Below are 15,451 nucleotides of genomic sequence, written 5' to 3'. Positions count from 1 at the left end.
TACAAATTACATCGATGCGACATTCTAGTACTCACGTACAACAATTTGCGAAAAGTCTTACATCGCAACGTTGCACCGGGTATGGCGCCTGCATAAGTATCGGAGGGGCGCTCACAAGGCCGCCCTCTCACGAAGAAGATAACAATGAGGCCACCATGCTCAAAGCTGCTGTGATTCCGTTTGTCGTAAGTGCTGGTTTGCTCGCCCTCTCCCCCTTGGCACAAGCCGCTTCCAACCTGGTTTACTGTTCGGAGGGCAGCCCTGCCGGCTTCGACCCTGGCCAGTACACCACCGGCACCGACTTTGACGCCTCGGCCGAGACCGTCTTCAACCGCCTGACGCAGTTCGAGCGCGGCGGCACCACTGTGATTCCTGGCCTTGCCAGCAGTTGGGACGTCTCCGATGACGGCCTGACTTACACCTTCCATCTGCGTGAAGGCGTGAAATTCCACACCACCGACTACTTCAAGCCCACCCGCGAATTCAACGCGGACGATGTGCTGTTCACCTTCAACCGCATGCTCGACCCGAACATGCCGTTTCGCAAGGCATACCCCACCGAGTTCCCCTACTTCACCGACATGGGGATGAACGACAACATCAAGAAGGTCGAGAAAGTCGACGACCACACTGTGCGCTTCCAGCTGGGCACTGTGGACGCGGCCTTCATCCAGAACCTGGCGATGAGCTTCGCCTCGATCCAGTCCGCCGAATACGCCGACAAGCTGCTCAAGGAAGGCAAACCAGAGCTGATCAACCAGCAACCGATCGGCACCGGCCCATTCGTGTTCGGCCGCTACCAGAAAGACGCGCAGATCCGCTACAAGGGCAACAAGGACTACTGGAACCCGTCGGACGTGAAGATCGACAATCTGATCTTCGCCATCACCACCGACGCCTCCGTACGTGCGCAGAAACTCAAGCGCAACGAGTGCCAGGTCACCGCTTACCCGCGCCCGGCCGACATCAAGCCGCTGGAAGCCGACAAGAACCTGCTGATGCCCAACCAGCCGGGCTTCAACCTGGGCTACATCTCCTACAACGTCACCCACAAGCCGCTCGATGACGTGCGCGTCCGCCAGGCGCTGGACATGGCGGTCGACAAGAAACGCATCATCGAGGCTGTTTATCAGGGCGCCGGCCAGCTGGCAGTCAACGCCATGCCGCCGACTCAGTGGTCTTACGACAAATCCATCAAGGACGCCCCCTTCGACCCTGAAAAAGCCAAGGCTCTGCTCAAGGAAGCCGGCGTGAAGGAAGGCACCGAAATCCAGCTATGGGCCATGCCGGTGCAGCGCCCCTACAACCCGAATGCGCGCCTGATGGCCGAGATGTTGCAATCGGATTGGAAAAAGATCGGGATCAATGCGCGCATCGTCAGCTACGAATGGGGCGAGTACATCAAACGCGCCAAGGCCGGCGAAACCGACGCCATGCTGATTGGCTGGAGCGGCGACAACGGTGACCCGGACAACTGGCTGGGCACCCTGTTCGGCTGCGACGCGGTCAACGGCAACAACTTCGCCAAGTTCTGCAACCAGGACTACGACAAGCTGATCAAGGCCGCCAAGGCCACGCCCAAACAGGCCGACCGCATCCCGCTTTACGAGAAGGCCCAGCAGCTGCTCAAGCAACAGGTCCCCTATACCCCCATCGCCCACTCCACGGTCTATCAGCCGATGAGTGACAAGGTCGAAGGCTTCAAGATCAGCCCCCTGGGCCTGAACTCCTTCTACGGCGTCGGCATCAAGGACTGAACCCTCCCGAAACGTTGATCGACTGACCGGGCGCCCCTCACGGGGGCGCCCCGGCGCAGCCCTGTTCGCGCATCGAACTCTCGACAGAGCCTCAGAGCCCTGCGGGCGCGCTTTACCCGAAAAACAGCCCCGTCGCACAACGGGGCGCAGCACCCGGCGCGCACACGCCGGAACACAACGAGAAAGAAAAAGGAGCAACACACCATGCAGATCCACACCCGCACGCTCCTGGCGCTGGCCATTGCCAGCACCAGCGGCGCGGCCCTGGCCGATACCACCAGCCAGGCGTTCGTTCCCACCCAGCTCAAGAGCAGCAGCGCCCAGGCCGAAGCCACCGGCTTCGTCGCCGGCCAGTCGCTGAGCGGCTCGACCAAGAACTTCTTCGCCCAGGAGCGCACCAAGCGCGACACGCGTTTCTCGATCCAGAAGAGCGACGGCACTCGTGAATCCACCAGCCTGCGCGAAACCTGGACGCAAGGCACCATCGTCAACTACACCTCCGGCTTCACCCAGGGCACCGTCGGGCTCGCGGCGCAAGTAGCGGCCTACAACGAAATCGCCCTGCAGCAGAATCACGACCGCATCGCCGGCGGCGGCAACCGCACCCTGACCCACGCAGACGGGGATGCCGTAGGCCAGTGGAGCAAGCTGGGCCTGGCCAACCTGCAAGCACGGGTGTCCAACACAACCTTCACCGCCGGCCGGCAGAACCTGAACACGCCGATGATCGCCACCATCGGTAACCGCGCCCTGCCTTCCAGCTTTGAAGGCTTGGCGGTGCACAGCGCCGAGTTCAACAACCTGAGCTTCGATGCCGGCACCTTCGACCGTGTGTCGCCGCGTACCGAGCAGAGCCTGACCCGGTTTGTGTCCGAATACGGCAACCGGGCGGTGTCCGCCGACCACGCCAGCACCGCAGGGGTGGTCTACAAGCCGCTGGAAAGCCTGGAAACCAGCTTCTACGCAACCCAGGTCAAAGACTTCTGGAACCAGTACTACTTCGGCCTCACCCACGACCTGGGCGACCCGAACTCGCTGGCACTCAACACTGCGCTCAACTACTACAAGACCCGCGACGAAGGCTCGGCCAAGCTCGGTGCGATCGACAACAACACCTACAGCCTGGCATTCACCCTTACCCACGGCGCGCACAGCGTGATGGTTGGCTGGCAACAGGTCGACGGTAACGAGTACTTCGACTACCTGCACGAAACCAACGGCATCTTCCTGGCCAACTCGCTGCTGTCGGACTTCAACGGCCCGAACGAGAAATCCCTCCAGTTCGGCTACCTGCTGAACATGGCCGACTACGGCATTCCCGGGTTGAAGTTCAACGTGTACACCGCACGTGGCTGGGGCATCGACGGCACGCACTACACCGGCAACGGCTATGACGTGCGCAACCTCGATGGCGAGACCCACTACGAATACGGCTTCGGCACCGCCTATACCCTGCAAAGCGGCGCCCTGAAGGGCTCCAGCCTGCGCGCCACCTACACCGCGCACCGCGCTTCGGCCAACCAGGCCGATGGCAGCCTCAACGAGCTGCGCCTGGTGACCACCGTGCCGTTCAACATCCTGTAAACCCCGAGGCCACCGCCGTTGTCCTAACTGCGGTGGCCACACCCGTTGTTTGCCAGAAGAGGGCCTATCATGAACCCGCAAGCACTGCGCGCCGCACTTGCCGCGACGCTGTTCGGCCTCTGCGCTACGGCCGCCGCCAAGCCTTTGGTGGTGTGCACCGAAGCCAGCCCGGAAGGTTTCGACATCGTCCAATACACCGCGGCCACCACCGCCGATGCTTCCGCCGAAACCGTGTTCAACCGCCTGGTGACGTTCAAGCCCGGCACCACCGATATCGTGCCTTCATTGGCCGAACGCTGGACATCAGCGAAGACGGCAAGCGCTATACCTTTCACCTGCGGCCCGGGGTGAAGTTCCACACCACCGAATACTTCAAACCCACGCGCACCATGACTGCCGACGACGTGCTGTTCAGCTTCCAGCGCCAGCTGGACCCCAAGCACCCTTGGCATGCACTGGCCCCGATGGGCTATCCGTATTTCGAAGCCATGGGCTTCAAGGACCTGCTCGAACGCGTCGAGAAGGTCGATGACATGACCGTCACCTTTTACCTGACCCGCCCTGAAGCGCCCTTCCTGCGCGACATGGCAATGGGCTTCACCTCTATCTATTCAGCCGAATACGCCGCCCAGTTGCTCAAGGCCGGCACCCCGGAAAAACTCAACGCCCAGCCCATCGGCACCGGCCCGTTCATTTTCAGCCGCTATGCCAAGGACGCTCAAGTGCGTTTCCGCGCCAACCCGGATTACTTCGCCGGCAAACCGCACGCTGATCCATTGGTATTTGCGATTACCGTGGACTCCAACACTCGCCTGCAGAAGCTGCGTGCCAACGAGTGCCAGGTGATGGTCTATCCCAAACCTGACGACATCAACGCCATCAAGGCCGACCCGGCGCTGCAAGTGCAGGACAAAGAGGCCCTGCTGGTCAGCTACGTGGCGATGAACACCGAGCACAAGTGGCTCAAGGACGTGCGGGTGCGCCAGGCGATCCAGATGGCACTGGACAAACCGAACCTGGTTCGCACACTGTTCGGCGACGGTAATGCGGTGGCAGGCACAGGCCCATACCCCTCGACCCTGCTGGGCTTCAACCAGCAGGTCAAAGACCTGCCCCATGACCCGGACAAGGCACGCGCCCTGCTGCGTGAGGCCGGCGTACCGGAAGGCACCACGTTCACCGTATTCACCCGCAACGGCGGCGGCCCTACCAACCCCAACCCGGGGCTGTCGTCGCAGCTGTTGCAGGCGGACCTGGCCAAGGTTGGCCTCAAAGCCGACATTCGCACCATGGAATGGGGGAGATGGTCAAGGCCATCAAGCTGGGCCAGCACGACCTGGCCTTCTATGGCTGGGCCGGCGACAACGGCGACCCGGACAATTTCCTCAGCCCCAACCTGAGCTGCGATGCGGCGCGCAGTGGCGAAAACGCCGCGCGCTGGTGCGACAAGGGCTTCGACGACCTGATCAATCAGGCCCGCGCCGAAACCGACCCTGGCAAACGCGCTGCGCTCTATGAGCAAGCGCAAGTGATCTTCAACCAGCAACAACCGTGGCTGAGCCTGGCGTACCCCAAGCTGTTCGTGGCCATGCGCAAGAACGTCGAGGGCTACACCATCAGCCCTTTGACCAATAACAACTTCGCCACCACCCAGGTGAAGTAAATGATCGCCCGGCCCACGTTACGTGCACGTGGGACCGGGCGCTGATGAGGTAGCCTGAACCATGTTTAGCTTCATTGCCCGCCGAGTGGGGATGTTGATCCCCACCTTCTTCGGCATCACCCTGCTGACGTTCGCACTGATTCGCATGATCCCCGGAGACCCGGTGGAAGTGATGATGGGCGAGCGGCGCGTCGATCCCGAAATGCACGCCCAGGCCATGGAACGGCTGGGGCTGAACAAGCCGTTGTACTTGCAGTATTTCGACTACATCGGCCAGCTCGCCCACGGCAACCTGGGGGAGTCGCTGCGCACTCGCACCAGCGTGTGGCACGAGTTCCTCAACCTGTTCCCGGCAACGCTTGAGCTGTCCTTGGCGGCGCTGCTGTTCGCCGGGGTGTTCGGCCTGCTGGCAGGGGTGATCGCCGCGCTCAAGCGCGGCTCGCTGTTCGACCATGGCGTGATGGGCATTTCCCTGGCGGGTTATTCGATGCCGATCTTCTGGTGGGGCCTGATCCTGATCATGTTCTTTTCGGTGAGCCTGGGCTGGACGCCGGTCTCCGGGCGCATCGACCTGCTCTACGACATCCAGCCGCACACCGGCTTCATGCTCATCGACACGCTCTACAGCGAAGACGAAGGCGCCTGGCTGGACGCGCTCAAGCACCTGATCCTGCCGTCGATCGTGCTGGGCACCATTCCACTGGCGGTGATCGCACGCATGACGCGCTCCTCGATGCTGGAAGTGCTGCGCGAGGATTACATCCGTACCGCGCGGGCCAAGGGCCTCTCGCCCACGCGCGTGGTGTTCATCCACGGCCTGCGCAACGCGCTGATCCCGGTGCTTACCGTGTTCGGCCTGCAAGTGGGCACCCTGCTCGCCGGTGCTGTGCTGACCGAAACGATCTTTTCCTGGCCGGGCATCGGCAAGTGGCTGATCGAGGCCATCGGCGCCCGCGACTATCCCGTGGTGCAGAACGGCATCCTGCTGATCGCCTGCCTGGTGATCCTGGTCAACTTCTTCGTGGACATTCTCTACGGCCTGGCCAACCCACGCATCCGTCATCAGCGCTGAGGGCCCTGACATGAAAACTCAAACCCCGGCCACCGCGCTGGACCAAAGCCTGCTCTACCCTTCGCCGCTGAAGGAATTCTGGCAAGCTTTCTCACGCAACAAAGGCGCCGTCGCCGGCCTTGCGTTCATCGTGCTGATCGTTTTCTGCGCGCTGTTCGCGCCCTGGGTCGCGCCGCACGACCCCAGCGAGCAATTCCGCGACGCCCTGCTCACGCCGCCGTCTTGGCTTGAGGGCGGGCAATTCACCTACCTGCTGGGCACCGATGAGTTGGGCCGCGACCTGCTCTCCCGGTTGATTCATGGGGCGCGGCTGTCGCTGCTGATCGGCCTGTCGTCGGTGGTGATGTCGCTGATTCCGGGCATCCTGCTGGGCCTGCTGGCGGGTTTCTTCCCGCGCCTGATGGGCCCGGCGATCACGCGCCTTATGGACGTGATGCTGGCCCTGCCCTCGTTGCTGCTGGCTGTGGCGATCGTCGCCATCCTTGGCCCAGGCCTGATCAATACCGTGATCGCCATTGCGGTCGTTTCGCTGCCCTCCTACGTGCGCCTGACCCGCGCGGCAGTCATGGGCGAGCTGCACCGTGACTACGTGACCGCCGCACGGCTGGCCGGTGCGAGCCTGCCACGGCTGATGTTCATCACCGTACTGCCCAACTGCATGGCGCCGCTGATCGTGCAGGCGTCCTTGAGCTTCTCCTCGGCAATCCTCGACGCCGCAGCGCTGGGCTTCCTGGGCCTTGGCGTGCAACCGCCGACGCCGGAGTGGGGCACCATGCTGGCTTCGGCCCGCGACTACATCGAGCGTGCCTGGTGGGTGGTGAGCCTGCCTGGCCTGACCATCCTGCTCAGCGTGCTGGCGATCAACCTGATGGGTGATGGCCTGCGCGATGCGCTGGACCCGAAACTCAAGAACGCGCTCTGAGGAGAACGACCATGGCATTACTGGAAATCAAGAACCTCAGCGTGCGTTTCGGTGACAAGAACGCGGTCCCGGTGGTAGACGGCCTGAACCTGTCCGTGGAGCGGGGTGAAGTGCTGGCCATCGTTGGCGAATCCGGCTCGGGCAAATCGGTCACCATGATGGCGCTGATGGGCCTGATCGACGCCCCCGGCATCATCACTGCCGACTCGGTGAACTTCGACGGCAACGACATGCAGCGCCTGAGCAAGCGCCAGCGCCGCCGCGTCGTCGGCAAGGACCTGGCCATGGTGTTCCAGGACCCGATGACGGCCCTGAACCCCAGCTACACCGTGGGTTACCAGATCGAAGAAGTGCTGCACGCGCACCTTGGCCTCAAGGGCAAGGCCGCTCGCCAGCGCGCACTGGAGTTGCTGAAGAAGGTCGAGATCCCGGCCCCGGAAAGCCGGCTCGACGCTTACCCGCACCAACTCTCCGGGGGCATGAGCCAACGCGTGGCGATTGCCATGGCCATTGCTGCCGAGCCCAAGCTGTTGATCGCCGACGAACCGACCACGGCACTGGACGTGACCATCCAGGCGCAGATCATGGAGCTGTTGCTGAACCTGCAGAAGGAACAGGGCATGACCCTGATCCTGATCACCCACGACCTGGCCGTGGTGGCCGAAACCGCCCAGCGCGTGTGCGTGATGTATGCAGGCCAGGCGGTGGAGCTGGGCCATGTGCCGCAGCTGTTCGATGAGCCGGCGCACCCTTACAGCGAAGCGCTGCTGGCAGCGATCCCCGAGCACAGCAACGATGCCGAGCGCCTGGCCACGTTGCCGGGCATGGTGCCGGGCCGCTACGACCGCCCGCAAGGCTGCCTGCTGTCGCCGCGCTGCCCCTACGCTCAGCCTGATTGCCACACCCAGCGCCCGGCGCTGGACCCTAAACGCCAGAGCCTGGCCCGTTGCTTCTATCCGCTTAACCAGGAGGTGGCGTGATGAGCGTCGTTCTCAGCGCGCGTAATCTGACGCGCCACTACGAAGTCTCCCGAGGGCTGTTCAAGCCCCATGCTCTGGTGAGGGCGCTCAACGGCGTTTCATTCGAATTGCACGCCGGCAAAACCCTGGCGGTGGTGGGCGAGTCAGGCTGTGGCAAATCCACACTGGCGCGTGCGCTCACGCTGATCGAAGAACTCTCCGCCGGCTCGTTGCAGATTGCCGGTACCGAGGTCGCCGGCGCCAGCAAGTCCGAGCGCAAGCAACTGCGCCGTGAGGTGCAGATGGTGTTCCAGAGCCCTTACGCTTCGCTTAACCCGCGGCAGAAGGTCGGCGATCAGTTGGCCGAGCCGCTGCTGATCAACACCAGCCTCTCGCGCACCGAGCGCCGGGAAAAGTGCAGGCGATGATGCAACAGGTGGGCCTGCGCCCAGAGCATTACCACCGCTACCCGCACATGTTCTCCGGCGGCCAGCGCCAGCGCATCGCGCTGGCCCGGGCGATGATGCTGCAACCGAAGGTACTGGTGGCCGATGAACCCACCTCGGCGCTGGATGTGTCGATCCAGGCGCAGGTGCTGAACCTGTTCATGGACCTGCAGCAGCAGTACCAGACCGGCTATGTGTTCATTTCCCACAACCTGGCCGCGGTGCGCCACGTAGCCGACGACGTGCTGGTGATGTACCTCGGCCGCCCGGCGGAAATGGGGCCCAAGGAAGACATCTACGCCAACCCGCTGCACCCCTACACCCGCGCGCTGCTCTCGGCCACCCCGACCCTGAAGCCCGACCCGGACAAGCCCAAGATCAAGATCGCCGGCGAACTGCCCAACCCGCTCAACCCGCCGTCAGGCTGCGCCTTCCACAAGCGCTGCCCGTATGCGACCGAGCGGTGTTCGGCTGAGGAGCCGGTGTTCAGGCAGGTGGGCACGCGGCAGGTGGCTTGCCACTATGCCGAACAATTCATATAGAAGTTGCTAGCTACAAGCTACAAGCTACAAGCTACAAGCAAGAGCAAAAGCGGGCCTTCGCAGTATTGAGGACCCCGCTTTTACTTGAAGCTTGAAGCTTGAAGCTTGAAGCTTGAAGCTTGAAGCTTGAAGCTTGAAGCTCCTAATGGTGCTCGCGCGTCGCGCGGAAGGTCACATCCGGCCAGCGTTCTTCCATGACCGATAGGTTCACGCGGGTCGGCGCCAGGTAGGTCAGGTGCCCGCCGCCATCGACGGCCAGGTTTTCCATGGCTTTGGTCTCGAAGTCTTCGAGCTTCTTCTTGTCGGCGCACTCGATCCAGCGGGCGGACCACACGGTGATCGGCTCGTAAACGCACTCGACCTTGTACTCTTCCTTCAACCGGCTGGCGACCACATCGAACTGCAGCACGCCTACGGCACCGAGGATGATGTCGTTGCTGCGCTGCGGGAAAAATACCTGGGTGGCGCCCTCTTCGGCCAGCTGCTGCAGGCCCTGGCGCAGTTGCTTGGACTTGAGCGGGTCTTTCAGGCGCACGCGGCGGAACAGCTCCGGGGCGAAGTGCGGGATGCCGGTGAAGCCCAGCGCCTCGCCTTCGCTGAAGGTGTCGCCGATCTGGATGGTGCCGTGGTTGTGCAGGCCGATGATGTCGCCGGCCCAGGCTTCTTCGAGCTGTTCACGCTCGGAGGAGAAGAAGGTCAGCGCATCGCCGATGCGCAGGTCCTTGCCCAGGCGCACATGGCGCATCTTCATGCCTTTGTCGTACTTGCCCGAGCAGATGCGCATGAACGCGATGCGGTCGCGGTGCTTGGGGTCCATGTTCGCCTGGATCTTGAAGATGAAGCCTGAGAACTTCTCTTCTACCGGCTGCACGGTGCGCTCGCGGGCTTCACGGGCCAGCGGGCGCGGCGCCCAGTCGACGACTGCGTCGAGCACGTGGTCTACGCCGAAGTTGCCCAGTGCCGTGCCGAAGAACACCGGGGTGATCTCGCCGCGCATGAATTCATCGGCATCGAACGGGTGGCAAGCGACCTGCACCAGCTCCAGCTGATCGACGAAGCTTGCATAGTCGTCGCCCAGATACTCCCGCGCCTCGGCCGAATCCAGGCCCTGAATGATCTTGGCCTCGGTGCGCTCATGGCCGTGGCCGGGGGTGTAGACCACGATGTAGTCGCCCGCCAGGTGGTAAACGCCCTTGAAGTCGCGGTAGCAGCCGATCGGCCAGGTGATCGGCGCGGCCTTGATCTTGAGCACCGCTTCGATTTCATCGAGCAACTCGACGGGGTCGCGGATGTCGCGGTCGAGCTTGTTGATGAAGCTCACGATGGGCGTGTCACGCAGGCGGCACACGTCCATCAGCGCGATGGTACGCGGCTCGACGCCTTTACCGCCGTCGAGCACCATCAACGCCGAGTCCACCGCTGTGAGGGTGCGGTAGGTGTCTTCGGAGAAGTCTTCGTGGCCGGGGGTGTCGAGCAGGTTGACCATGTGCTCGCGGTAGGGGAACTGCATCACCGAGGTGGTGATGGAAATGCCGCGCTGCTTCTCCATTTCCATCCAGTCACTGGTGGCATGGCGGTCGGATTTGCGCGACTTCACCGTCCCGGCCACCGCAATGGCCTTGCCCATCAGCAACAGTTTTTCGGTGATGGTGGTTTTACCCGCATCGGGGTGGGAAATAATGGCGAAGGTACGGCGCTTCGCGACTTCAGCGGCCTGTTGGGTCATGAAGGGTGCCCGGGGTGACGGTGAAAAAGGGCGGGGATTGTAGCGTATATAGGGGAGCGCCGTCAGCGCTCCGTCTTGAGATCAGCGATCCCCTGAACGAGCACCGGCTCCTTGCCAGGCAACCTTGCAACCAGATCCAGTGTCCCTCCCATAGCCTCGATATAGCCTCGTAGTGTCGAAATCAGCATATCGGTACGTTTTTCAAGCCGTGACACGCTCGCCTGTTGCATACCCAACAGCTGTGCAAGCACTTCCTGAGTCAGGCCGAGTTCGTTACGCAGTTGCTGCAATGAGGCATGCTCGTGAATCAATTGCTCGGTGCGCTGCTCAATCTTCTTTCGTCGGGCTGACGGAAGGGTGTGGGTGATTTCATCAAGTGTCCTTCCCATTATTGGCCTCCTGTAGACCTTCGATGTGGCGGATCCATCGCCGGTCGGCAACTTCGATCAGCCACCGATAGAAACGGGTCTGACTGATACCTGACTTGGTTCCAGCCACCAAAATGATCGCGGTACGCTGCGGGTCGAAAGCGAATGCGACACGCCATGCGCTCTGAGCTGCCGTAGAGCGCAACTCCTTCATGCGTGCAAAGCCAGAGGCGTTGAGCGTGTCAACGTAGGAGCGCCCCAATAGCGGCCCTTCCCTTTCAAGGTGCCCGAGGCGGGCCAGCAGCTCGTCCTGGACACATTCGGGCAATTCAAAGAATTCCTGTTCGAACTCATCGTCGAACCTCACAATCCAGGTCACGAAATATACCTTTAAAGAATATTGTTCAAGTGACCTAATTTTCTTCACGCACTAAAAAAACGCTACCGAGTAACAGCTTCAAATGTTTTCAACGGCGTGCAGATACTGATCCAGAGGCCTTCAGCGGTGGCATTTTCTCAAGCGCGACGACGGCTTGGGAAAGTGACTGAGGGTGATAGAAGGTGGCCAAGTGCCGTCTTTTATGGGAACCTTTCCGACCCCGGAGACGTCCACTCCCCCGATATGACCTTTCGTCGGGGGCCGTTCAAACGGCAACTTTCAACCTGACGAGGTTGTGCTCATGGCCCGCGCCGCGCCCTGTTCGCCAGGCTCCGCAGCACGGGCTGCTTCTCGCGCAGAAGGCAGTGGCGGCTCACTTCGAGCAGCGCCAACGACCGCTCTGCGCCGACCGAAATACAGGAGCTCCTCTGTGGCTAAAGGCTATGGAAAAGGGCTGTTGGGCGCCGCGACCATCGTGGTGATCCTCGCCCTGCTGATCCAATGGATCGGCCTAGACACACTGCGGCACTACCAGGACGATTTGTGGTTTTACCTGCAAGCGCATCTGGAACTGGTGCTCGCTTCAATGCTCGCCTCCATCCTGGTCGGCGTGCCCGCCGGGATCTGGCTCAGCCGCCCGCAACGCGCTCATACAGCAGAGCGCTTCATGCAAGTGTTCAACATCGGTAACACCGTGCCGCCGCTGGCCGTGCTGGCCATTGCCCTGGGCATCCTCGGCATCGGTGCCGGCCCTGCGATCTTCGCCTTGTTCCTTGCGTCCCTCCTGCCGATCGTGCGCAACACCTACGAGGGCCTGAAAAATGTCGAGGGCTCGCTCAAGGAAGCGGCCACGGGCATCGGCATGACCCCGCGCCAGGTGCTTTGGCAGGTGGAGTTGCCCAACGCCGTGCCGATCATCATCGGCGGTGTGCGTGTGGCGCTGGCGCTGAACGTGGGCACTGCACCCCTGTCGTTTCTGATCGGCGCCAACAGCCTGGGCAGCCTGATCTTCCCCGGCATCGCCCTGAACAACCAGCCACAGCTGGTGCTAGGCGCCGCTTGCACGGCATTGCTGGCACTGCTGCTGGACGCCCTGGTGACCTTCGCCAGCCGTACCTGGCTCGAACGCGGGCTGGCCCCGGCGCATTGAGCCTGGCCACGATAAAGGACCGAACATGAAGACACGCACATTACTGGCGGGCCTGGCGCTGCTTTGCGCCGGCCTCGCCCAGGCAGCACCGCAACCGGTGCTGCGCATCGGCGCCAGGGTATTCACCGAGCAGACCGTGCTCGCCACCCTCACCGCCGAATACCTCAAGACCAAAGGCTACGACGTTCGCATTACCTCGGGGCTGGGCAGCAACATCGCCCGCAGCGCCCAGGAAACCGGGCAGCTGGACATGCTCTGGGAATACACCGGTGTCTCGCTGGTGTCCTACAACCATGTGAACGAAAAGCTCGACAGCGACGCTACCTACCAGCGCGTCAAGGAGCTGGACGCCAAAGAGGGCCTGGTGTGGCTTGAACCCTCCAAGTTCAACAACACCTACGCCCTGGCCTTCCCCGAGAAGGTCGCCCAGCAGTACCCGCAGGTGAACACCATCAGCCAGCTCAACCAGGTGCTCAAGGACGAACCGAAAAAGAGCCACGTGGTGGCCCTGGACACCGAGTTCGCCAACCGCCCTGACGGCCTCGTTGGCCTGACCCAGACCTACGACCTGAAATTCACTCGCCGGGACATCCGCCAGATGGATGCAGGCCTTGTGTACACGGCGCTGAAGAACGGCCAGGTATTCGCCGGGCTGGTCTACACCACCGACGGCCGCCTGGATTCGTTCCGCCTGAAGGTGCTCGAAGACGACCTGCATTACTTCCCCGACTACACCGCAGCCCCGGTGGTGCGCAAGGACTACCTCGACGCGCACCCGGAACTGGCTGCCCTGCTCAAACCGCTCGCTGCGCTGCTGGATAACGCCACCATGCGCCAGCTCAATGCCAGCGTCGACGTTGACCACGACAGCCCCACCCAGGTCGCCAAGGCTTTTCTCGCCAAGCACCCTGAACTGAATCAGCAGGAGGCCAAATGAGCATTGTCGATACATTCAGCCACATCGACTGGGCCCAGGTGCTGCAACTGACTGGCCAGCACGTGATGCTGGTGGGTATCGCAGTGACCTTGGCGATTCTGGTCGGGGTGCCGGTAGGCATCGTAATGACCCGCTTCCCGGTCCTGGCAGGCCCACTGCAGGCCAGCGCCACCGTGCTGCTGACCATCCCTTCCATTGCGCTGTTCGGCCTGCTGCTGCCGTTCTACTCCAAGTTCGGCCAAGGCCTGGGCCCATTGCCAGCGATCACCGCGGTGTTCCTTTACTCGCTGCTGCCGATCCTGCGCAACACCTACCTGGCGCTGACCAGCGTTGAGCCCGGTATCCGCGAAGCCGCGCGCGGCATCGGCATGACCTTCGGCCAGCGCCTGCGCATGGTCGAACTGCCCATCGCGGTGCCGGTGATCCTGGCCGGTGTGCGCACGGCCGTCGTGATGAACATTGGCGTGATGACCATCGCCGCCACCATCGGGGCCGGCGGCCTCGGTGTCCTTATCCTGACCTCCATCAGCCGCAGCGACATGTCGATGCTGGTCGTCGGTGCCGTGCTGGTGAGCCTGCTCGCCATCATCGCCGACCTGCTCCTGCAATGGCTGCAACGCTCGCTGACCCCGAAAGGACTGCTCAAATGATCGAACTTCAGAACCTCACCAAAACCTTCCAGAGCAACGGCAAGGAAGTGCGCGCCGTCGATTCGGTGAACCTTACGGTCAACGAGGGCGAGATCTGCGTGTTCCTGGGCCCTTCGGGCTGCGGCAAGAGCACCACGCTCAAGATGATCAACCGCCTGATCGAGCCCTCCTCCGGCAAAGTGCTGATCAATGGCGAAGACACCACCTCGCTCGACGAAGTGACCCTGCGCCGCAAGATCGGCTACGTGATCCAGCAGATCGGCCTGTTCCCGAACATGACCATCGAGGAAAACATCACGGTGGTGCCGCGCCTGCTCGGCTGGGACAAGGACAAGTGCCGTGAACGGGCGCGCGAGCTGATGAGCATGATCAAGCTCGAACCCAAGCAGTACCTGCAGCGCTATCCGCGTGAGCTTTCCGGTGGCCAGCAACAGCGTATCGGCGTAATCCGCGCCCTGGCGGCCGAAGCGCCGCTGCTGCTGATGGACGAGCCGTTCGGCGCGGTCGACCCGATCAACCGCGAGATGATCCAGAACGAGTTCTTCGAGATGCAACGTGCATTGAACAAGACCGTGATCATGGTCAGCCACGATATCGACGAAGCTCTGAAGCTGGGTGACAAGATCGCCATCTTCCGCGCCGGCAAGCTGCTGCAGCTCGACCACCCCGACACCCTGCTGGCCCACCCGGTCGACGATTTCGTCAGCAACTTCGTCGGCCAGGACAGCACGCTCAAGCGCCTGCTGTTGGTCAAGGCCGAAGACGCCGCCGACAACGCCCCGTCGGCCAGCCCCGAGACCACCGTGGCCGATGCGCTGGAGCTGATGGACGAGCACGACCGCCGCTATGTGGTGGTCACCGATGCCGCCAACAAGGCCATGGGCTACGTGCGCCGGCGCGACCTGCACCGCCAGAGCGGCACCTGCGCCGACTTCCTGCGCGAGTTCAACGCCACCGCCGCCTATGACGAGAACCTGCGCATCCTGCTGTCGCGCATGTACGAGTTCAACCGCGCCTGGCTGCCGGTGCTCGATGCCGAACAGGTGTTTCTCGGTGAAGTGACCCAGGAATCGATCGCGGCCTACCTGAGCTCGGGCCGTTCGCGCGGCATGAAGACCAGTATCGTGTCGCCGGCTGAACAAGCCTCCGCCTGACCCCCGCCGCCTGAATTCCCTGCTTGTGAATATCACGAGCAGGGAACACCTCTCTGTCATATGTGTCGGTTAAATAAGTTGAAGAAACTGCAACTTTGTTGAATTTATTTTGCAGTACGTTGAATTTATTTAAACACGACAT

At 62.2% G+C, this 15,451-nt stretch carries 12 protein-coding genes and 2 pseudogenes; 11 read left to right on the top strand and 3 right to left on the bottom strand.

What is annotated here, in order from left to right; all coding sequences use genetic code 11:
• Positions 1 to 155: 155 nt before the first annotated feature.
• The 7 genes and pseudogenes from LN139_RS02065 to LN139_RS02035 all read left to right on the top strand — a co-directional run bounded on the left by LN139_RS02065 (position 156) and on the right by LN139_RS02035 (position 8,945).
• Complete coding sequence (locus tag LN139_RS02065; protein WP_236358332.1) at positions 156 to 1,757, top strand: ABC transporter substrate-binding protein; 1,602 nt, start codon at positions 156 to 158, stop codon at positions 1,755 to 1,757.
• A 204-nt stretch (positions 1,758 to 1,961) separates the two neighbouring features.
• Positions 1,962 to 3,341 carry an OprD family porin gene (locus tag LN139_RS02060; RefSeq protein ID WP_236358330.1) on the top strand — a complete coding sequence of 460 codons (1,380 nt, stop codon included), beginning with the start codon at positions 1,962 to 1,964 and terminating at the stop codon, positions 3,339 to 3,341.
• 69 nt (positions 3,342 to 3,410) lie between these two features.
• Positions 3,411 to 5,004, top strand: a pseudogene (locus LN139_RS02055) (ABC transporter substrate-binding protein).
• 61 nt (positions 5,005 to 5,065) lie between these two features.
• Complete coding sequence (locus LN139_RS02050) at positions 5,066 to 6,076, top strand: ABC transporter permease subunit (RefSeq protein ID WP_236358328.1); 1,011 nt, start codon at positions 5,066 to 5,068, stop codon at positions 6,074 to 6,076.
• Between the two features lie 10 nt (positions 6,077 to 6,086).
• Positions 6,087 to 6,998, top strand: coding sequence for an ABC transporter permease subunit (locus tag LN139_RS02045; protein WP_236358326.1), 912 nt, complete (start codon positions 6,087 to 6,089; stop codon positions 6,996 to 6,998).
• A gap of 11 nt (positions 6,999 to 7,009) precedes the next feature.
• Complete coding sequence (locus LN139_RS02040) at positions 7,010 to 7,978, top strand: ABC transporter ATP-binding protein (protein ID WP_236358324.1); 969 nt, start codon at positions 7,010 to 7,012, stop codon at positions 7,976 to 7,978.
• Positions 7,978 to 8,945 (top strand): annotated as a pseudogene (locus LN139_RS02035) (peptide ABC transporter ATP-binding protein). The gene LN139_RS02040 and the pseudogene LN139_RS02035 overlap by 1 nt, the downstream one beginning before the upstream one ends.
• 142 nt (positions 8,946 to 9,087) lie before the next feature.
• On the opposite strand, the gene LN139_RS02030 reads toward LN139_RS02035, so the two are convergent.
• The 3 genes from LN139_RS02030 to LN139_RS02020 all read right to left on the bottom strand — a co-directional run bounded on the left by LN139_RS02030 (position 9,088) and on the right by LN139_RS02020 (position 11,418).
• Positions 9,088 to 10,671 carry a peptide chain release factor 3 gene (locus tag LN139_RS02030; RefSeq protein ID WP_236358322.1) on the bottom strand — a complete coding sequence of 528 codons (1,584 nt, stop codon included), beginning with the start codon at positions 10,669 to 10,671 and terminating at the stop codon, positions 9,088 to 9,090.
• Between the two features lie 62 nt (positions 10,672 to 10,733).
• Positions 10,734 to 11,060 (bottom strand): helix-turn-helix domain-containing protein, encoded by a 327-nt coding sequence (locus tag LN139_RS02025; RefSeq protein ID WP_236358320.1) that lies wholly within the window; start codon positions 11,058 to 11,060, stop codon positions 10,734 to 10,736.
• Entirely contained in the window at positions 11,044 to 11,418 is a 375-nt protein-coding gene (locus LN139_RS02020; RefSeq protein ID WP_236358318.1) for a type II toxin-antitoxin system RelE/ParE family toxin, read from the bottom strand. Before LN139_RS02020 ends, LN139_RS02025 begins: the two co-directional genes overlap by 17 nt.
• A 430-nt stretch (positions 11,419 to 11,848) precedes the next feature.
• On the opposite strand from LN139_RS02020, the gene LN139_RS02015 reads away from it, so the two are divergent.
• The 4 genes from LN139_RS02015 to LN139_RS02000 are packed head-to-tail and all read left to right on the top strand — an operon-like array spanning position 11,849 to position 15,309.
• The gene (locus LN139_RS02015; protein ID WP_236358316.1) at positions 11,849 to 12,568 is read left to right on the top strand and encodes an ABC transporter permease; all 720 of its coding nucleotides are present in this window, start codon (positions 11,849 to 11,851) and stop codon (positions 12,566 to 12,568) included.
• Positions 12,569 to 12,593: 25 nt separating this feature from the next.
• Positions 12,594 to 13,505, top strand: coding sequence for a glycine betaine ABC transporter substrate-binding protein (locus LN139_RS02010; RefSeq protein ID WP_236358314.1), 912 nt, complete (start codon positions 12,594 to 12,596; stop codon positions 13,503 to 13,505).
• Complete coding sequence (locus LN139_RS02005) at positions 13,502 to 14,155, top strand: ABC transporter permease (RefSeq protein WP_236358311.1); 654 nt, start codon at positions 13,502 to 13,504, stop codon at positions 14,153 to 14,155. The genes LN139_RS02010 and LN139_RS02005 overlap by 4 nt, the downstream gene beginning before the upstream one ends.
• The gene (locus LN139_RS02000) at positions 14,152 to 15,309 is read left to right on the top strand and encodes an osmoprotectant ABC transporter ATP-binding protein OsmV (RefSeq protein ID WP_236358310.1); all 1,158 of its coding nucleotides are present in this window, start codon (positions 14,152 to 14,154) and stop codon (positions 15,307 to 15,309) included. The genes LN139_RS02005 and LN139_RS02000 overlap by 4 nt, the downstream gene beginning before the upstream one ends.
• The last annotated feature ends 142 nt before the right edge of the window (positions 15,310 to 15,451 follow it).

Origin of the sequence: Pseudomonas sp. KNUC1026, from assembly GCF_021650705.1 — a bacterium.
Classification (GTDB): domain Bacteria; phylum Pseudomonadota; class Gammaproteobacteria; order Pseudomonadales; family Pseudomonadaceae; genus Aquipseudomonas.
Note: the sequence above shows the minus strand (reverse complement) of the source record. Positions and strands in the feature narration are given on the sequence as shown.